Raw genomic sequence first — 19,483 nt, 5'->3', positions numbered from 1 at the left:
GCAAAGGCCACCCACCATGACCGATCCCGGAACACTTGCCAATGTGTTGCTGCTGATATCCACCTTGGCGTGCTTAGGGTGGTCCACGTTTGGCTTCAGTACCGACAGCACGCGCACGGCCAGTCGGCATTTCTGTGCGGCCAATTTCTTGCTGGTGCTGGGCGACATCGTCCCGTTTTTCAGAGACTCCAACGTGAGTTTTGTCGCGTTCTACCAAACCTTCAATGGGGCAGACCTGCTGTACCTAGGCGGTACCGTCTTATTTCGCTCTGGCATGCGTGAACTGCATGGCCTGCATTGCACCTACCGGCGTGACTTAGCGGTTGCCGCTGGCGCAGGGATTCTGGTGGTGGGCCTTGCCCACGCCGGTGATTTAAGTGCTTTGGGCAGCGTGGGGGTGTACGGGGCCGCCTCGGCCATTGCGTTGATGGCAGTGCAGGAGTGCTATCGCGCCATTCGTCCGCACTACAGCAGGGCCGGTGCTATCGGGTTGTTGTGGCCGGTGGTCGTAGCAGGCGTGGTATTTGGTATGCGGGCCTTGGACGGACTCTATGGTGTGTTTGGCACGCCTACGGTGGAGACTGAAGCCCAACGGCTGCACCACTTCAACCTGTACCTTTGGTCGCAACTGGTCGTGCTGCTCTTGGTCAATGCCTCCTTGATTGCACAAACCGTCGATACCCTGATCCATAGGCTGCACACGCAGGCCAGCCGCTTACAGAACATTTTGGACGTGGCCCCTGTGGGCGTAGCCGTCAGCAGCGAGGGCATTATTCGTTTTGCCAACCCGCGCATCACCGAGCTGATCGATATGAAAGTGGGAGATGCCGCCTCCAATGCCTTGGTGGTGCCCGAGGACCGCAGCCGCATCGTGCAAGAGATTAAGTCGCATGGGGTGGTGAATGACTTGGAGCTGCAGATGTACTGCCCCAACCACACAGTGCGCGACCTGCAAGTCACTTACATGCCGACCGACCATGAGGGCAAGCCTGGCATCTTGGCTTGGATGATTGACATCACCGAGCGCAAGAGAACGGAAAAGCGCATTTTGTTCAACCGCACGGTGGTGGAGAACTCTGAGCCCATGTTTTGGGCGGACCCCCACACGATGACCGTTGCCTACGCCAACCAAGCCGCACTGGCTTTGATTGAAGCGACGCTAGAGCAGGTCATAGGCAGCAAAGTGCCAGCGCCTTTCTTGCACAAGTTCGCTGGCGATGATGGTGCAAGCCTTGTGGACACGCTGAGAGATGCCGCACGCCCCCTGCGGTTTGAAACACGCTATGTGCGAAGCAACAGCGTAGCCATTGATGTCGATGTGTCTTGCTACATCGCAGAGGATGATGAGCGCTCGCTCATCATTGCGTCCATGCGCGACATCACCGACCAAAAGCGCGCAGAGCGGGCACTGCGCCAGGCCAGTGATGAGCAAAGTGCTATTTTTGAGGCGGCCACCATTGGCATCGCGTTCATCAAAGACTCCATCGTCGTGCGGGCCAACCACAAATTAGACGAACTATTTGGCTGGGACCACGGCGAACTCGTCGGCAAGCCCCCCCAAATCTGGCTAGATGAAAGCGTTCGCAACGGTGAAGGTCCCTACACCGACATCAAGGCCCATGGCGTCCACTTCAGCACCCAAGAGCTCTACCGCAAGGATGGAAGCCGCATCTGGTGTCGCCTGAGTGGCAGCGCCATCGACATGAATGATCTCTCGCGCGGAACCGTGTGGATGATGGACGACGTCACTGCGGAGCGCATCGCCGCGCAAACCATGCGCCAAGCCAAGGAACTGGCGGAAGACGCGACCCGCATGAAGTCTGACTTCTTGGCCAATATGAGCCACGAAATTCGTACCCCCATGAATGCCATCATTGGGATGTCGCACTTGGCACTGAAAACCGACCTAGATGCCAAGCAGCGCAACTACATTGAAAAAGTAGACTCCGCCGCCCGCAACCTGCTGGGTATCATCAATGACATTTTGGACTTTTCCAAAATCGAAGCGGGAAAGATGCAGTTTGAAAGCGCGGAGTTTCACCTTGAAGACGTGATGGAAAACTTGGCGGATCTAAGCGTCATCAAAGCGCAGGACAAAGGCTTAGAGCTGCTGTTTGACATTGCTCCTGACGTACCCACAGCTTTAGTGGGTGACTCTCTGCGCTTGGGGCAAGTGCTGTTGAACCTGGTCGGCAACGCCATCAAATTTACCGAGCGTGGCGAAATCACCGTGGCCATTCGCACGCTGCCCGGCGCACCTGCTGACCATATCAAGTTGCAGTTTGACATCAGCGACACAGGCGTTGGCTTAAGCGAGGACCAACGCAACAAGCTCTTCAGCGCGTTCTCCCAAGCCGATGCGTCCACCACGCGCAAATACGGCGGCACTGGCTTAGGCCTCACGATCAGCAAGCGTTTGGTGGAACTGATGCAGGGTGACATCAGCGTTCAAAGCCACCCGGGCCTAGGCAGTACCTTCAGCTTTACCGGCATGTTTGGCCTCCAAATCGAACAACGGCCCAGGTTAGAGATGGACAGCGACGTTGCCGATCTGCGGATTTTGGTCGTAGATGACAACGCCCGTGCCCGCGAGATCATGTTGGCGATTTTGGAATCTCAAAAATTCAAAGCCCATGCGGTTCACAGTGGCACGCAGGCCCTGGCTGCCCTAGAAGAAGCGCAGGCCCATGGGCAACCCTACGGCCTGGTTCTGATGGATTGGATGATGCCGGAGATGGACGGGCTTTCTTCCATCCAGCGCATTCGCGCCGACCCAAGCCTTCACCACACACCGGCGTTTGTCATGGTCACGGCGCACAGCCGCGACGAGCTCTTGGAGCAGGCGCAAGGCACCAAAATTGATGGGCTCCTGCTCAAGCCTGTGGGCCCCTCCGCCCTGTTAGACAGCATCTTGACCGCGCTGGGCAAAGACGTGGTGACCCGTGGGCGCAAGCACCAGCGGCAAGAAGCCAACCAAGAGGCCCTGCAAAAAGTACGTGGTGCCTATTTGCTGCTGGTAGAAGACAACCTAGTCAACCAAGAATTGGCGCTGGAGATCATGCAAGGCGCAGGCATTCGGGTCGATGTGGCTAATAACGGGGCAGAAGCCGTAGCGATGGTGGAGAAAACTGCCTACGACGGCGTGCTGATGGACTGCCAAATGCCGGTGATGGATGGCTTTGAAGCCACGCGCTTGCTGCGCGCAAATGAACGCTTTGCCACCCTCCCCATCCTGGCCATGACCGCCAACGCCATGAGCGGCGACAAAGAGCAATGCCTTGCTGCTGGCATGAACGACCACATTGGCAAGCCGATTGACGTCAACCAGCTGTTCAACAGCCTCGCCAAGTGGGTGGTGCCCAGCGACCCTGCCAACAACACACCTGCCAATGCCGCAAGCGCGCCATCACAAGCGTCTGACAGCTTGCCTGCCATCGCAGGGTTGGACATTGGCAGCGCCATGCGCCGCATGGATGGCAATGTGCAGCTCATGCGCAAACTCATCACCCGTTTTGTGGAAACGCAAAGCGATGCCATGCAGCGCATCCAAGAGGCCCTCCGCCAAGGTGACACTGACACCGCCACCCGAGAAGCCCACACCGTCAAAGGGCTGGCGGGCAACATTGGGGCCAGCCAAGTCATGGCCTTGGCAGGCAACGCTGAATCTGCTTTGCGCAAGCAAGACGCAGCAGCCACCACGGCCGCCCTGCAAGAGCTTGCGCAAGCGCTGGCCGAAACCGTGCTGAACATTCGCAGCGCGCTCACGCTAGGTGCCCATGACGCCTTGGGTGCCGAAGCACCCGATGTGGCAACCGCTCAGGCAGCAGCCCCGCTTGATTTGGAAACCTTGGGCAACAGCATGCGGCAACTGGCCGAACTGCTGGCGGAGGATGATGCGCGGTCCGCCAAACTGGCCGACAGCTTAGCCGCCGACCTGCGCAACGCGGGCCAAGGCGCGGCAAGTAGCCAGCTGCAAAAGCTCATCAGCAAGTACGAGTTTGAAAGCGCCTTGGACAAGCTCCGCGAGATTGCCCAAGCGCTGTCTATCACGCTATAGCCAAGGACTCGCCCATGAGTGCCACGCCCATACCCAAGCACGCGCAGCAAACCGTCCTCATCGTGGACGACACGCCAGAAAACATCGACTTGCTGGCGGAAGTTTTGGCACCACACTACATCACCAAGATCGCCCTCAATGGAGAAAAGGCGCTCAAGATTGCGGCCGGTGACAACAAACCAGACCTGATCTTGTTGGACATCATGATGCCGGGCATCAGTGGCTACGACGTGTGCCAGCGCCTCAAACGCAACCACGACACCAAAGGCATACCCATCATCTTCGTCACGGCCATGAGCGAGCAGGAAGACGAGCGCAAAGGCTTGGAGCTAGGTGCCGTGGACTACATCACCAAGCCCATCAGTCCTGCCATCGTGCTGGCGCGGGTGCGCACCCATCTTGCGCTGTATGACCAGACCCGGGAGCTCGAGCGCATGGTGGCGCTGCGCACGGCAGAGCTAGAAACCACGCGCCGCCAAATCATCTTGCGTTTGGGGCGCGCCGCCGAGTTCAAGGACAACGAAACCGGCAACCACGTGATCCGCATGAGCCACTTCTCGCGCCTGATTGCCCAGGCCCACGGCCTGAACCCTTTGCACGTGGAAACCTTGTTCCAAGCAGCACCTATGCATGATGTGGGCAAAATCGGCATCCCTGACCACATCTTGCTCAAACCCGGCAAGCTCGATGCGGCCGAATGGGACACCATGCGCCAGCACCCTGCCATGGGTGCCAAAATCATTGGCGAGCACAAAGATGATCTCCTGTGCGCTGCGCACAGCGTGGCCTTAACCCACCACGAGAAGTGGGACGGCACGGGCTACCCCAACGGCCTGGTCGGCGAGCAGATTCCACTGTTTGGCCGCATCGTCGCCATTGCCGATGTGTTCGACGCCCTTACCTCTGAGCGCTCCTACAAAAAGGCGTGGACGACCGAGGCAGCGGTGGCATTTATTGAACAAGGTGCAGGCACCCAGTTTGACCCCGCACTGATGGCACCGTTTAGATTAGCGCTACCCGACATCCTTCGCATCAAAGACCAATACAGCGAAGAAAACGGAGCGCTGTCGGACGATGCCTAGTCCACCATCAACTCTCTAACCCAACTGTGCCCAGGCCTTTTCAAGGCGCTTGACGCTCACAGGCTGCGGGGTACGCAGCTCTTGGGCAAAGAAGCTCACGCGCAACTCCTCCAAGAGCCAACGGAACTCGAGCATGCGTTCATCCACCACGCCTTTGCGCTCGGCCACCAAGCGCCAATAGCGCTGCTCCAGCGGGCGCAGCTCGGCCATGCGGGCGGCGTCACGCGCGGGGTCTGCGCGGTATTTGTCCAAACGTGCAGTAATGGCTTTTTGGTAGCGCGCAAAGTGCTGCAAGGGCCCCCAAGGCGTTTGCAGCAAAAAGCGTTTGGAGATCAAGCGCCCTAGCTGCTGGCTGGCGTCGGCAGTAGCGTCTGCCGCATTCTTGGTGTCTTTGATTTTGCGGGCTGCGACCGCGTATTCCGCCAAGATGGTGGCTGCCAAACGCGCCACTTCGGTAGAAATGAGCGTGAGCCGCCCCCGCCCTTCGTCCACCCGCCGCTTGAATGCGAACTCATCCGTGGGCAAAGGGTCTAGCAAAAACGCCCGGTCCAAGGCCACTGCGATGATTTGTTCCCGCAACTCTTCCAGCGTGCCGCCGCCCGAGCCGTTGTCCGCCTTGCCCACTTGCATGAAGGTGACGGCCATTTTTTGCAGGTCGGGGATGTTTTTCTCTAGGTACTTGAGCGCGTCTTTGATTTGCAGAGCAAACAAACGGCGCAAGCCTGCGCGGTGTTTGGCAGCAGCCACATCGGGTTCGTCAAACACTTCAATGCTGACGGACTCACCACCGTCAATCACTGCCGGGTAGCCAATCAGTGTTTGGCCGCCTTTTTGTATCTCTAGCAACTCCGGCAGCTCACCAAAGGTCCAACTGGTGTGCGTTGCACCGGCCTTGGCTGCTGGCGGCGGCGGCGCAGCGCCCGTTTTCTGTGCGCCATTAGCTACATTTTTAGTAGCTAATGACGTAGTATGCATGGGCGCTACTGCCTGTTTTTGCCCCAAATTCGGCTGAATCTCTGCAGTTTTGCTGCCAGCCAACTTCAAGCCCGCCAGTGCTTGGAATGCACCGCGTGCTTGTGCACCCAGCTCGGCCTTGAGCGCGCCTAAGTTGCGGCCATGGCCTAGCTGGCGCCCATGCTCGTCCACCACCCTGAAGTTCATAAAGAAATGGGGCGTGAGCATGTCTACCTTGATGTCGGCGCGCACGATGTCTAGCGAGGTGGCCTCGCGCACCAGTTTGAGCACGGCATCCACCAAGCTGCCCGCCCCAAAGCGCTCGGGCGCGTTCAAGACGGTGGCAAATTTGGTGGCGGTGTCTGGCAGCGGCACCAAGCGGCTGCGTGGGCGCTGGTGCAGGGTCTTGATCAGCGCCTGCACCTTGTCTTTGAGCATGCCGGGCACCAGCCATTCGCAGCGCTCTTCGCTCACTTGGTTGAGCACAAAGATGGGCACGGTCACCGTCAAACCGTCTTTGGCATCGCCTGGCTCATGCAAATAGGTGGCGACACAGTCCACACCGCCCAAGCGCAGCGTCTTGGGAAATGACTGGGTGGTGATGCCGGCCGCCTCATGGCGCATGAGTTCTTCGCGGGTCAGCATCAAGAGCTTGGGCTGGCGCTTGAGCTCTTCGCGGTACCAGCGCTCAAAGCTATAGCCGCTGCACACATCGGCAGGCAGTTGCTGGTCGTAGAACGCGTAGATCAACTCATCATCCACCAGCACGTCTTGGCGGCGGGCTTTGTGCTCCAGGTCTTCCACCTGCTTGATGAGCTTGTGGTTGGCCGCCAGAAACGGCAGCGTGGTTTCCCACTGTTGGCCTACCAGGGCTTCGCGAATAAAAATTTCACGTGCACCGGGCAGATCGACCCGGCTGTAGTTCACCTTGCGCCCGCTGTAGACCACCACGCCATATAGCGTGGCCCGCTCTAGGGCCATGACCTCGGCGGCCTTTTTCTCCCAGTGCGGGTCGACCAGCTGCTTTTTGAGCAAATGGCCACCCACCTGCTCCAGCCACTGCGGGTCTATGCCTGCAATGCCCCGGCCAAATAAGCGCGTGGTTTCCACGAGTTCAGCAGCCACAATCCAGCGGCCCGGCTTCTTGGTCAAATGGGCGCCTGGGTGGGGGTAAAACTTGACCGAGCGCGCACCCAGGTAGTCGCCCGATGCGCCCTCGGTTTCAATCTTGCAGCCAATATTGCCCAAAAGGCCCGACAGCATGGACAGATGCAGCTGCTCGTAGCTAGCGGGCGTGGTGTTGAGGCGCCACTTGTGTTCTGCCACCACGGTGTGTAGCTGGCTGTGGATATCTTTCCACTCGCGCACGCGGCGGATACTGACGAAGTTCTGGCGCAGGAGTTGTTCGTATTGGCGGTTGGTAAGTTTGTGGGTGGGGCTGTGCGCAGATCCTTGTGCGTTCGCTGGGAGCTGGAGTCGGCGTGCGCTCTGCTCCGTGTCCCCCGCCCGCTTTGCGGGCTCCTCCTTGACCTGCGCAGAACGCCCACCGCCCCCAACTCCCGGGGCGGCAGGTGATGCGCCGCCACGTGCGTCGTGTATCCATTTCCACAGCTTCAGGTAGCCGGTGAACTCACTCTTTTCATCGTCAAATTTTTGGTGCGCGGCATCAGCCTGTTGCTGGGCATCCATGGGGCGGTCGCGCACATCTTGCACGCTCAAGGCGCTGGCAATGACCAGCACCTCGTCCAGCGCCTCGCGCGAACGAGCTTCCAAAATCATGCGGCCCACGCGGGGGTCTAGCGGCAACTTGGCCAACTCTTGACCCATGGGCGTGAGTTCGTTGGCGTCATCCACGGCACCTAGCTCATTGAGCAGTTGGTAGCCGTCGGCAATGGCGCGGCCGCTAGGGCGCTCAATGAAAGGAAAGTCTTCCACCACCCCCAGGTGCAATGACTTCATGCGCAGAATGACGCCAGCCAAGGAGCTGCGCAGGATTTCAGGGTCGGTGAACTTGGGGCGGCCGTCGAAGTCTTGCTGGTCGTACAGGCGGATGCAAATGCCGTTGGCCACACGCCCGCAGCGCCCTGCCCGCTGGTTGGCCGAGCTTTGGCTGATGGGCTCCACCAACAGCTGCTCCACCTTGCTTCTAAAACTATAGCGCTTCACGCGCGCTGTACCTGCGTCAATGACGTATCGGGTGCCTGGCACGGTCAACGACGTCTCGGCAACGTTGGTTGCCAACACAATGCGCCTGCCCGTGTGGCCGTCAAAAATACGGTCTTGCTCCGCCGGGCTCAGGCGCGCAAACAGCGGCAGCACTTCGGCACCGCGCATCACCGGTTGGTGGCTCAGGTGCTTGCGCAGGTGGTCCGCCGCCTCGCGAATCTCACGCTCGCCGGGCAGAAACACCAAGATGTCACCTTGGTTGTGGGGATCGCGCCACAGCTCATCCACACCATCGGCAATGGCGTTGTTGAGGTCGTACTCGCGGCTTTCTTCAAACGGCCGGTAGCGCTGCTCCACTGGGAACATGCGGCCGGACACCATGATGACGGGCGCGGGTGTTAAAGGCCCCCACGCTCCACCGCGCTGCGGGTCGCTGCCCCCCACGGGGGCGTCGCCCGGCTTGGGGCGGCCCAGCGCCGGTCGGCTCGCAAAGTGTTCCGCAAAGCGCTGCGCATCAATGGTGGCCGAGGTGACGATGATTTTGAGGTCTGGCCGGCGCGGCAGTATTTGGCGCAGGTAGCCCAGCAAGAAGTCGATGTTGAGCGAACGCTCATGCGCCTCGTCGATGATGATGGTGTCGTAGGCGTTGAGCAGTGGGTCGGTCTGCGTCTCGGCCAGCAAGATGCCGTCAGTCATCAGTTTGACGGAGGCGTCTTTGCTCAAGCGGTCTTGGAAGCGGACCTTAAAGCCCACCACATCACCCAGCGGGGTTTTCAGCTCTTCGGCAATGCGCTTGGCCACGCTGCTGGCGGCTATGCGGCGCGGTTGGGTGTGACCAATCAAGCGCCCACGCTGCCCCACTGGGTAGTTGAGCTTGCCGCGCCCCATGGCAAGGGCAATCTTGGGGAGCTGGGTGGTCTTGCCTGAACCAGTTTCGCCACAGACGATCACCACTTGGTGCGCCGCAATGGCGTCCATGATCTCTTGGCGTTTGCCCGACACGGGCAGGGTTTCAGGAAACTCGATTTGTAAGGGCTGGGCTGTCAAGGCGGTAACTTCGTAGAGAATCACGGATTATCCCAGCCACCACCCTGTTTAACCGCACCTTGCCCGCATGACCTCTGTTTTTAACTTCACCTTTGTGCCTTGGTTTCGCTCTGTGGCGCCCTATATCCACAAGTTTCGCAACCAAACCTTTGTGGTGGGCATTGCAGGCGAGGCCATTGCGGCGGGCAAACTGCCCCATTTGGCCCAGGACTTGGCGATGATCCAGAGCATGGGCGTGCGCATTGTGCTGGTCCACGGCTTTCGCCCACAGGTCAATGAGCAGCTGCGCGCCAAAGGGCACACGCCCAAGTACAGCCACGGCATTCGCATTACCGACGAAGTGGCGCTGGACTGCGCCCAAGAGGCCGCCGGCCAATTGCGCTACGAGATTGAAGCGGCATTTAGCCAAGGCTTGCCCAACACGCCCATGGCGGACTCCACGGTGCGGGTGATTTCGGGCAACTTCATCACCGCGCGGCCGGTGGGCATTGTCGATGGCATTGACTTTCAGCACAGCGGTTTGGTGCGCAAGGTAGACATTGCGGGCATTAGCAAAACCTTGGACATGGGCGCGCTGCTGTTGCTTTCGCCCTTTGGCTTCTCCCCCACCGGCGAGGCGTTCAACCTCACCATGGAAGAAGTGGCAACCTCGGTCGCTACCGAGCTGCAGGCGGACAAGTTGATATTTGTGACCGAAGTGCCCGGCATTCGTATCGACCCGCTGGCTCCTGCCGGAGAAGACAACCCCATAGACACCGAACTCCCCTTGGCTACGGCTGAGAAGCTGCTCGCCACGCTACCTGCCGCCAGCGTGCCCACCGATATTGGCTTTTACTTGCAGCACTGCGTCAAGGCCTGCAAAAACGGGGTGGAGCGCAGCCACATCATCCCGTTTGCGGTGGACGGCTCCATCTTGCTGGAGGTATATGTACACGATGGGATTGGCACCATGGTGGTGGACGAAAAGCTAGAGAGCTTGCGCGAAGCCACCGAAGACGATGTAGGCGGCATCTTGCAACTGATCGAACCGTTTGAAAAAGACGGCACCTTGGTCAAGCGCAGCCGCACCGAGATCGAGCGCGACGCGGGCCTGTACACCGTCATCGAGCATGACGGCGTGATCTTTGCCTGTGCCGCCTTGTACGCCTACCCCGAGGCACGCACCGCCGAAATGGCTGCCCTCACCGTGTCGCCCCAGGTGCAAGGCCAAGGCGACGGCGAGCGTGTGCTCAAGCGTGTGGAGCAACGCGCCAAGGCGGCAGGCCTAGACAGCATTTTTGTGCTGACCACCCGCACCACCCACTGGTTCTTGAAGCGCGGCTTTGTCTTGGTCGACCCAGACTGGCTGCCCGAAGCCCGCAAGCGCAAATACAACTGGGACCGCAAGAGCCAAGTCTTAGTCAAAAAACTGGGCTAAGGCCGGGAAATTGGCCCTAAAAATGGCGCACCTTGACCAGGTGCGCCAATCCGCCCAGCCACGCATTTCCGCAGGATTTGTAAAGAGCATGGGTGATACCTTAGGGGCCTCGCAACTCCTAAGCAAACCCTATGTACAGCCTTGTGCAAGCGCCTGCCCTGACCATTGTTGGCCTCTCGATTCGCACTCAGAACGCGACCGCTTTTAACGACATTCCCCCCGTATGGAGCGCTTTTTTTGAGAAGGCGGTGTTGGACCAGATTCCCAACCGACTGAGCGATGATCTCTATGCGGTGTACACCGACTTTGACCGCATCCCAGAGCGTCCCGAAGAGGTCTACACCTTGGGGTACAGCTTTGTGCTTGGCTGCACGGTCAGCGATGCTTCTAGAGTGCCAGCAGGCTTTGCCAGCACCCAAATACCTGCCGCCAATCGCGCCGTATTCAAGGTGGAGCCAGCACGCCCCGACCAAGTGGGCCCGGCATGGCAACAGATTTGGCAAATGCATGACCTGCCCCGCAAGTTCTTGCCTGACTACGAACACTACAGCGCAGATGGCGCTATTCGCATCATGGTGAGCGTGAAGTAGCTGACTCCCGGTGCAGTGCGCCACAATCACCGCACCATAGACTGGTCATTGCCCTATGTCACGCGCCATCAAACCCCTTAGCGATTACCACGCCCGTTTCCAAAGGGTTAGCGACTACATCCACGACCATTTGGACCAACCGCTGAATATGCTGCAGTTGGCCGAACTGGCGCATTTATCGGCAGAGCACTGGCACCGGATCTACGCCGCTTTTTTTGGCGAGACCATGGCCGCCACAGTCAAACGCCTGCGACTCCAACGCGCTGCGGCGGAACTGGCCCAAACCGGAGCTGCAGTGAGTGCCATTGCCAAGAAGTGGGGCTACCCCAATGTGCAATCGTTCACCCGCACTTTCACTGCGGTGTATGGGCAAGCACCCGCAAGCTTCAGAGAGACGGGGCAGCACATCGCGTTTCACTACACCCGCCCCGACTACCAGGCGGATGCCTTTGCCGTGAAACTGGTAGAGGTCTCAGCGCTCGAGCTAGTGGGCGTGCCCCACCAAGGCTCGTTCATGGAAATCGGTAAAGCCTTTGGCACCTTGTACGGCTGGCTAGGCGCCCAGCGCCTAGAAGTGCGAGCGCTACGCAGCATTGGCGTGTATTGGGATGACCCATTCGCAGTTCAGGAGAAAGACCTGCGCTCCCAAGCGTGTGTGGAGTGGAACCCCGCGCAAATCCCTGAAGCATTGATCACAGCACCACTAGAACACCGGCAACTCGTCGGCGGCCCCTACGCGGTGCTGCAATACCAAGGCCCCTACGCTTCCATGCATGCAGCGTACCGCTGGCTGTTTGGCTATTGGCTGCCGCAATCCGGCAGAGAGGTAGCCGATGCCCCGGTGTTTGAGGAATACCTCAACTCCCCCCTGGACACTGCCCCCACAGCGCTACGCACCGACATTTACATGCCGCTGCGCGCGCTGCGTTGATTATTCCCACTCAATTGTGGCTGGTGGCTTGCTGCTGACGTCGTAGGTTACGCGGTTTATACCGCGCACTTCGTTGATGATGCGGCCAGACACTTTCTTCAAGAGTGCATAGGGCAGCTCGGCCCAGTCGGCGGTCATGAAGTCGCTGGTTTGCACGGCGCGCAGGGCTACCACATAGTCATACGTGCGGCCATCGCCCATGACGCCCACGCTCTTGACGGGCAAGAACACGGTGAAGGCCTGGCTGGTGAGGTCGTACCAGCTCTTGCCAGTTTCTGGGTCAATGAAATTGCGCAATTCTTCAATAAAGATGGCATCGGCACGGCGCAGCAAATCTGCATACACTTTTTTTACCTCGCCCAAGATCCGCACACCCAAGCCTGGCCCTGGGAAGGGGTGGCGATACACCATGTGGTAAGGCAAGCCCAGCGCCACGCCCAGCTCGCGCACTTCGTCCTTGAACAATTCGCGCAATGGCTCCAAGAGCTTCAAGCCAAGCTGCTCAGGCAAGCCGCCCACGTTGTGGTGGCTCTTGATGGTCACGGCCTTTTTGCTCTTCGCTCCGCCAGACTCAATCACGTCAGGGTAAATCGTGCCTTGGGCCAGCCATTTGGCGCCTTTGGCCCCTTCGCCTTTGAGCTTGGCGGCTTCGGCCTTGAACACTTCCACGAACTCACGGCCAATGATTTTGCGCTTGGCTTCCGGGTCAGACACTCCAGCCAAGTGACCCAAGAACTGGTCAGCAGCATCCACGCGAATCACTTTGGCGTGCAACTTGCCCACAAACATGTCCATCACCATGTCGCCTTCATTCAAACGCAACAAGCCGTGGTCGACAAAAACGCAGGTGAGTTGGTCGCCAATGGCACGGTGAATCAATGCGGCCGCCACAGAGGAGTCCACCCCGCCCGACAAGCCCAAGATGACTTCTTCAGAGCCCACTTGCGCGCGGATTTTCTCCACCGCTTCGCTGATGTAGTCGCCCATGATCCAGTCAGCGCGCGTCTCGCAAATCTCCAACACAAAGCGCTCTAAGATCGCTGCGCCGCGCTTGGTGTGGGTCACTTCCGGGTGAAACTGCACCGCATAAAAACGGCGCTCTTCGTCTGCCATGGCGGCAATGGGGCAACTGTCGGTCGAAGCCATAAGCTTGAAGCCGGGTGGCAGCTCGGTGACCTTGTCGCCATGGCTCATCCACACTTGCAACATGCCGTAGCCTTCTGGCGTAGCGTAGTCTTGAATGCCTTCCAGCAAGCGCGTATGGCCATGTGCCCGAACATCTGCGTGACCAAACTCGCGTTTGTGGCCGCCCTGCACCAAACCGCCCAACTGGTGCGCCATGGCTTGCATGCCGTAGCAAATGCCTAAAACAGGCAGACCAAGCTCAAAAATGACTTGTGGAGCCTTGTCTGTGGTCTCTTCGTACACACTGGCATGGCTACCAGACAAGATGATGCCTTTGAGGTTTCCGTCGCGCGCGTAGTCCCGAATCCACTCTTCCGATACATCGCAAGGGTGCACTTCGCAAAACACATGGGCCTCGCGCACGCGGCGTGCGATCAGTTGGGTCACTTGAGAGCCGAAATCAAGAATCAGAATTTTTTGGTGCATGGCAAACGAGGTAAGAGCAAGGGTTAAAAGTAAAAAAGGCGTCTGCTGCCAGACGCCTTAAAAGTCTTTAGTGACTCAATCCGCGCGGTAATTGGGCGCTTCTTTGGTGATTTGCACGTCGTGGACATGGCTTTCACGGATGCCGGCAGTGGTGATTTCCACAAACTCAGCATGGTTTTGCATGTCTTCGATGGTGGCCGCTCCGCAGTAGCCCATGCTCGCACGCACGCCACCGGCCATTTGGTACACGATGGCGACCATGGAGCCTTTGTAAGGCACACGGCCTTCAATGCCTTCTGGCACCAGCTTGTCTGCATTGGGGTTGCCGGTGCTGGACTCTTGGAAGTAACGGTCTGCGCTGCCTTGCTGCATGGCACCAATGCTGCCCATACCACGGTAGCTCTTGTAGCTGCGGCCTTGGAACAAAATGACTTCGCCTGGCGCTTCTTCCGTGCCGGCAAACATGCCACCCATCATCACGGTGCTGGCTCCAGCAGCGATGGCTTTAGAAATGTCACCGCTGTAGCGAATACCGCCGTCGGCAATCAAAGGAACGCCTGTCCCTTTGAGCGCAGTAGCCACGCTATCAATGGCCATGATTTGGGGAACGCCCACACCCGCCACGATACGGGTTGTACAGATGGAGCCTGGGCCAATACCGACCTTCACCGCGTCTGCACCAGCCTCAACCAAGGCTAAAGCGGCAGCGCCCGTGGCGATGTTGCCACCAATGACATCAATGTGGGGGTAGTTTTGTTTGACCCAACGCACACGATCGATCACGCCTTTGCTGTGCCCATGCGCTGTGTCGACCACGATGGCATCCACGCCAGCGCGGGCCAAGGCCTCTACACGCTCTTCAGTGCCGTCACCCACGCCAACGGCCGCACCCACACGCAACTTGCCTTGGGCGTCGCGTGCAGCGTTGGGAAAGCTGGTTTGTTTGGTGATGTCTTTCACCGTGATCAAGCCCTTGAGCTCAAACGCGTCGTTCACCACCAAAAGGCGTTCAATTTTGTGTTGGTTGAGTAAGACCTTGGCTTGGGCCAATGTGGTGCCGTCCGGCACGGTGACCAGCTTATCGCGCTTGGTCATGATGTTGCTCACCGGCAGGTCGTAGCGGGTTTCAAACCGCAAGTCACGACCGGTCACGATTCCGACCACTTTGCCGCCATCCACCACCGGGAAGCCCGAGACGCCCAGCTGATCAGACAAGGCCATGACCTGGCGCACCGTGTGGTTCGGTGTAATGACCACGGGGTCACGCAATACGCCCGATTCATAGCGCTTGACTTTGGAAACTTGCGCCGCCTGCTCCTGCGCCGACATGTTCTTGTGAACAATGCCAATGCCCCCTTCTTGGGCAATGGCAATGGCCAAGCGCGCTTCGGTCACCGTATCCATGGCGGCTGAGACCAAGGGCAGGTTAAGAGCGATGTTGCGGGTAAAACGGGTGGCGAGAGAGGTGTCCTTAGGAAGGACTTGGGAGTACGCTGGCACCAACAAGACGTCGTCGAAGGTGAGCGCTTTGCCGATCAGGCGCATGTTCTTAGCTCCAAATGGCAGATTGTACCCTTGGACGACACGCGGCCTTCACGTGAAGTTCCATCAGGCGGCTACACTTCACGCATGAAACCGACGCACTTACTTTTCATGGTCGCCTTATCCATGGGTAGCTTGACCGTCTACGCCCAGTGGCAATGGGTAGACAAAGATGGCCGCAAAGTGTTCAGTGACCGAGCCCCACCGCCTGACGTGGCGGAGAAGAGCATTCTCAAGCGCCCCTCTGGCGCTGCGGCTACAGCACCCCCACTCAGCGCAGACGCTGCGCCTGCCCCTAGTGAAGCCGCAGCTCAAGGTGCATCTGGAACAGCCGCACCGGTTGCTCCCAAAGATGCAGGCGTAGACAAAGCACTAGAAGCCAAGAAAAAGCAAGCAGCCGACGCAGAAGCCGCCAAACGCAAGGCTGACGAAGAGCGCCTTGCCAAAGCGAAGATTGAAAGCTGCGCCCGAGCCAAACAGGCCAAAGCCACATTGGACTCTGGCATTCGCATTTCCCGCACGGCGGCCAATGGTGAAAGAGAAGTTCTGGATGACGCCGCGCGTGCCACCGAGCTAAAAACCGTGCAGGCAGCCATGGAAGCCAACTGCAAGTAACTGGCGTCAGTAGCCCGCTTTGGCGCCAGCGCGGCGGGTCGCAAACAAACCCGCTGCTTTAGCGCCTTGGCGATTGAATCGCTCGCGACGCGCGACCTTGGGGTCGACCCGCAAGGCGCGGTAAAGCTCCACGCGATCCCCATCTCGCACGATATGTGCAAGGGAACATTTTCTTCCCCATACGCCGACCCGCAATTGCAGTAAATCGTCAGCTGTCATGCCAGTGAGCGAACCACTGGCCGACAAGCACTGCGCCACGGTGCTGCCAGACTTCACCTCAATCAAATGCTCGCGTGCTTGGCGCGCATGCGGCGCGTACACCACGGTGACATGTAGTAAACGATCAAGTTCCATACATCTGTTGCGCACGCTTCACAAACGCATCCACCATGTTTGCGGCGATCTTGTCGAACACGGGGCCAACCAATGCACCCAGCGTAGCGTTATCAAAACCGTAGTTCAGTGAAAGCTCGACTTTGCAAGCGCGCTGGGAACCGTCTCCCAAGGCCATGAAGCGCCATTGCCCATCCAAGCGTGAAAACGGCCCATCGACCAGTTGTAAATTCACAGCACTGGGGGGCACGTGGGTGTTACGAGTGGTAAAAGTTTGTCGAATTCCACCAAATGAAATGCCGACTTCCGCAGTCATACCCGAGGCGTCCTCTTCCACAATTTTGGAATGGTCACACCAAGGCAAAAATTGTGGATATTGCGCAACGTCAGTGACGAGTACGTACATTTCTTGGGGGCTGTACCAGATGAGGACTGACTTGGTTACGGTTTTCATAGAATAGCGGTCTGCGCGGGATTGTAGTCAAGCCTTGTTCGCATCCATTACATCCCTATCTAACGCACATGGCTAAAAAACCTGAAACCGCAACTCGCATCGCTGACAACAAAAAAGCGGCGTTCAATTATTTTTTTGAAGAACGATTTGAAGCCGGGATTGTGCTCGAAGGCTGGGAGGTCAAGTCACTGCGCGAAGGTAAGGTCCAACTCACCGACGGCTACGTGGTGATACGCAATGGTGAGCTGTTCATCCTTGGCCTGCAGATCCATCCCTTGCATACCGCGTCTACCCATGTGAGCCCTGACAAAGTGCGGACCAAGAAACTGCTCATGCACAGGGAAGAAATCAAACGCTTGATCGGCAAGGTAGAGCAGAAAGGCTATACGCTAGTACCGATTAACCTGCACTGGAAGTCTGGCAAAGTGAAATGCGACATCGCACTCGCCAAAGGCAAGGCCGAGCATGACAAGCGCGACACCATCAAAGATCGAGAAGGCAAGCGTGAGGTGGAGCGGGCTATGAAAGACCGAAGCCGCTAAGCTGCCCCCACTCTGCTACATCAACTCGACTTGTTTACACCAAGTCCCGTAAAGGGTGAGCATGCGCAGGCCAAGGGCTTTGAAAGAAGCCCTCGACCATTTCGGTAGTGACATCTTCAATACGCGCCGGACTCCAGCGCGGGCTATGGTCTTTGTCCACCGCGAGAGCACGAATACCCTCCACCGTCTCGCTACTCGGCCCTTGACGCCCCAGATGCTGCGTGGCAAAGCAATGGCGCACCATGCCCCGTTCCATGCGCAAGTCATCAGCAAGCGTCATCGATCGTGCACGGCGCACTTGCTCCAACACTATATGCAGCATGAGCGGCGAGCGCTTGCGCAAGGTGGCGGCAGTGGCTTGTGCCCAGCCACTGGCGTCAAGCTCCAAAGCGCTAAGGATCTCAGACACCGTATCGCGGGAGAAAAATTGATCAATCTGGCCTTCAGCGCCCGTGGAATGTGCGCTTTCAGCTACTGAATATGTAGCAACCCAATTGACAAGTGGATCCTCTTGATTCCAATCCTGTGACGCCAAAGCGTCCCACGCGGTCGCAAGGTTTGCCGGGTCCAGCACGTGGTCAGCCAATCCAAAGGCAAGGGCTTGATCTGCGCCTATCACTTCACCGGTCAACGCCAACCACTCCCCCACTCTGCCTGGGCAACGGCTTAAGAAGTAGCCACCGCCAACGTCTGGGAACAAACCAATATTGGTTTCTGGCATTGCCATCTTGGTCCGTGCGGTCACCAACCGGTGCGAGGCACCTTGGCTGATTCCCATGCCTCCGCCCATGACAATGCCATCCATAAAGGCAATGTAGGGTTTGGGGTAGGTATGGATGAGGTGGTTGAGCGCGTACTCTTCGGTGAAAAAGTCTTCCAACGCGGGATTGCCAGCAAGCGCTGCGGCATGAAAGAAGCGGATGTCGCCACCGGCGCAAAATCCACCAAAAACGCCCTCTTTGTTGCTACCCCGTATGGCGACGGCATGAATAGCTGCAGTGTCTTTCCAGTCGAGCAACACCGCAGACAAACTTCGCACCATGCCCAGACTGAGCGCATTCAAGGCTTTGGGGCGATTCAAGGTGATAAAGCCTACGCCGCCGCGCACTTCGGTTAAGAGCTCTGAATTCTCATGTACGTATGTCATTGACGCTGTCTCCATCCAATCAGTTCGTTGACGACCAATGCACCGATGACCAATGCGCCACCGGACAGCACGGCACTACCAGGCACCTCGTTAGCGCCCCACCACGCCAGAAGAATGCCAAAAATAACTTCCAGCAATTGCAACAAGGATATCTCGGGCGCTTTCAGTACTTGGGCAACCCGCACGCTCAGCACACAAGGCACAGCCAACTGAAACACGCCCAGTAGACCAAGCAAGGCCACGTCGTGCGCGGTGGCCTGGAACGGCAGCGCCAAGGGCAGCGCCACCAGGCACGATATCACTCCGCCCACCCATACGGCAGGCATCAAATCTACATCTTGGCCTTGGCCATGGGCGTGCTGCGTAACCGTCCAGTTGGTAGCTCCCGCTATGGGAACACACAGTGCAACCAAAGTCCCCCACAGCGTGATGCTTCCCACCTGAGAGGCATACATATAGAAGATTCCAGCGCCTGCAACGACCACGGCCACCCAGGTACGCATAGGCACCCTGTGGCCGATGAATACCCGGGCGATCAAAGCCGTCAGCAATGGCCCCATCGACATGGTTACTAGCACATTGCCCACGGAGGTGAGTGTGAGTGCAACCATGAAGGCGGTGAACATGACGCTCCAGCAGACAGCTGACAGCCAAAACGCCGGAGTAGCAAGGCGCAATTTGGCGAACACCTGCCTGCCACTGACAAGCGGCAAGATGGCCGATAGGCTGAGCACGGTGAAAAACGAGCGCCAGAACGTAACCTCAAAACTGCGTGCCGACTCCAAATGGCGAGTCACGACTCCGGCCGTGGACCACATCAAGGCGACCAGCACCATCAGCAAGACAGCGCGGTTATGGGTGAGCTTCATGCCGTAATCAAGAAGTGCGTGCCAAAGGAAATGGCACAGTTAAAACGAAAACGCCGCGGTACCAGCACAGCCGGACCGCGGACGTTGATTCCCCTCTCGGGGCTTCAATGCTCCGGCTAACGCCGG

14 protein-coding genes are annotated in these 19,483 nt (G+C 58.4%); 7 read left to right on the top strand and 7 right to left on the bottom strand.

The window, feature by feature from the left end; translation table 11 throughout:
* Nucleotides 1–16 precede the first annotated feature (16 nt).
* Together EXZ61_RS09695 and EXZ61_RS09690 are read left to right on the top strand one after the other, a co-directional pair.
* Nucleotides 17–4,057 carry a PAS domain-containing hybrid sensor histidine kinase/response regulator gene (locus tag EXZ61_RS09695; protein ID WP_142811313.1) on the top strand — a complete coding sequence of 1,347 codons (4,041 nt, stop codon included), beginning with the start codon at nt 17–19 and terminating at the stop codon, nt 4,055–4,057.
* Between the two features lie 14 nt (nt 4,058–4,071).
* Nucleotides 4,072–5,139: an HD domain-containing phosphohydrolase gene (locus EXZ61_RS09690; protein ID WP_142811312.1), complete on the top strand. Its 1,068-nt coding sequence runs from the start codon at nt 4,072–4,074 to the stop codon at nt 5,137–5,139.
* Between the two features lie 15 nt (nt 5,140–5,154).
* Here the strand turns inward: EXZ61_RS09690 and hrpA are convergent, their stop codons facing one another.
* Nucleotides 5,155–9,330: an ATP-dependent RNA helicase HrpA gene (hrpA, locus tag EXZ61_RS09685; protein ID WP_237219141.1), complete on the bottom strand. Its 4,176-nt coding sequence runs from the start codon at nt 9,328–9,330 to the stop codon at nt 5,155–5,157.
* 43 nt (nt 9,331–9,373) lie between these two features.
* Here hrpA and argA point away from each other — a divergent pair, with 43 nt between their 5' ends.
* The 3 genes from argA (at nt 9,374) to EXZ61_RS09670 (ending at nt 12,244) form a co-directional block, all read left to right on the top strand.
* Nucleotides 9,374–10,723 (top strand): amino-acid N-acetyltransferase, encoded by a 1,350-nt coding sequence (argA, locus tag EXZ61_RS09680; RefSeq protein WP_142811310.1) that lies wholly within the window; start codon nt 9,374–9,376, stop codon nt 10,721–10,723.
* Between the two features lie 131 nt (nt 10,724–10,854).
* Nucleotides 10,855–11,313, top strand: coding sequence for a GyrI-like domain-containing protein (locus EXZ61_RS09675; RefSeq protein WP_142811308.1), 459 nt, complete (start codon nt 10,855–10,857; stop codon nt 11,311–11,313).
* A 55-nt stretch (nt 11,314–11,368) separates the two neighbouring features.
* On the top strand, nt 11,369–12,244 hold the full coding sequence (locus EXZ61_RS09670) for an AraC family transcriptional regulator (protein ID WP_142811307.1): 876 nt from the start codon (nt 11,369–11,371) through the stop codon (nt 12,242–12,244).
* Here EXZ61_RS09670 and guaA read toward each other — a convergent pair whose 3' ends face one another.
* Entirely contained in the window at nt 12,245–13,855 is a 1,611-nt protein-coding gene (gene guaA, locus EXZ61_RS09665) for a glutamine-hydrolyzing GMP synthase (RefSeq protein ID WP_142811305.1), read from the bottom strand.
* A gap of 75 nt (nt 13,856–13,930) precedes the next feature.
* Nucleotides 13,931–15,400, bottom strand: a complete 1,470-nt coding sequence (guaB, locus tag EXZ61_RS09660) for an IMP dehydrogenase (protein WP_142811303.1) — start codon at nt 15,398–15,400, stop codon at nt 13,931–13,933.
* A gap of 108 nt (nt 15,401–15,508) precedes the next feature.
* On the opposite strand from guaB, the gene EXZ61_RS09655 reads away from it, so the two are divergent.
* Nucleotides 15,509–16,012, top strand: a complete 504-nt coding sequence (locus tag EXZ61_RS09655) for a DUF4124 domain-containing protein (protein ID WP_237219140.1) — start codon at nt 15,509–15,511, stop codon at nt 16,010–16,012.
* A gap of 6 nt (nt 16,013–16,018) precedes the next feature.
* Here the strand turns inward: EXZ61_RS09655 and EXZ61_RS09650 are convergent, their stop codons facing one another.
* A complete protein-coding gene (locus EXZ61_RS09650; RefSeq protein ID WP_142811299.1) occupies nt 16,019–16,366 on the bottom strand; it encodes an RnfH family protein in 348 nt (115 codons plus the stop codon).
* Nucleotides 16,356–16,799 carry a type II toxin-antitoxin system RatA family toxin gene (locus EXZ61_RS09645; RefSeq protein WP_142811297.1) on the bottom strand — a complete coding sequence of 148 codons (444 nt, stop codon included), beginning with the start codon at nt 16,797–16,799 and terminating at the stop codon, nt 16,356–16,358. Before EXZ61_RS09645 ends, EXZ61_RS09650 begins: the two co-directional genes overlap by 11 nt.
* Nucleotides 16,800–16,867: 68 nt before the next feature.
* On the opposite strand from EXZ61_RS09645, the gene smpB reads away from it, so the two are divergent.
* Nucleotides 16,868–17,341: an SsrA-binding protein SmpB gene (gene smpB, locus EXZ61_RS09640; RefSeq protein WP_142811295.1), complete on the top strand. Its 474-nt coding sequence runs from the start codon at nt 16,868–16,870 to the stop codon at nt 17,339–17,341.
* A gap of 34 nt (nt 17,342–17,375) precedes the next feature.
* Here smpB and EXZ61_RS09635 read toward each other — a convergent pair whose 3' ends face one another.
* Together EXZ61_RS09635 and EXZ61_RS09630 are read right to left on the bottom strand one after the other, a co-directional pair.
* Complete coding sequence (locus EXZ61_RS09635) at nt 17,376–18,488, bottom strand: enoyl-CoA hydratase/isomerase family protein (RefSeq protein WP_142811293.1); 1,113 nt, start codon at nt 18,486–18,488, stop codon at nt 17,376–17,378.
* Nucleotides 18,485–19,357: a DMT family transporter gene (locus EXZ61_RS09630; protein ID WP_142811291.1), complete on the bottom strand. Its 873-nt coding sequence runs from the start codon at nt 19,355–19,357 to the stop codon at nt 18,485–18,487. Before EXZ61_RS09630 ends, EXZ61_RS09635 begins: the two co-directional genes overlap by 4 nt.
* Between the last annotated feature and the right edge of the window lie 126 nt (nt 19,358–19,483).

Origin of the sequence: Rhodoferax aquaticus, from assembly GCF_006974105.1 — a bacterium.
Taxonomy (GTDB): Bacteria; Pseudomonadota; Gammaproteobacteria; order Burkholderiales; family Burkholderiaceae_C; genus Allorhodoferax; species Allorhodoferax aquaticus_A.
This window is presented reverse-complemented; position numbering and strand designations above follow the sequence as displayed.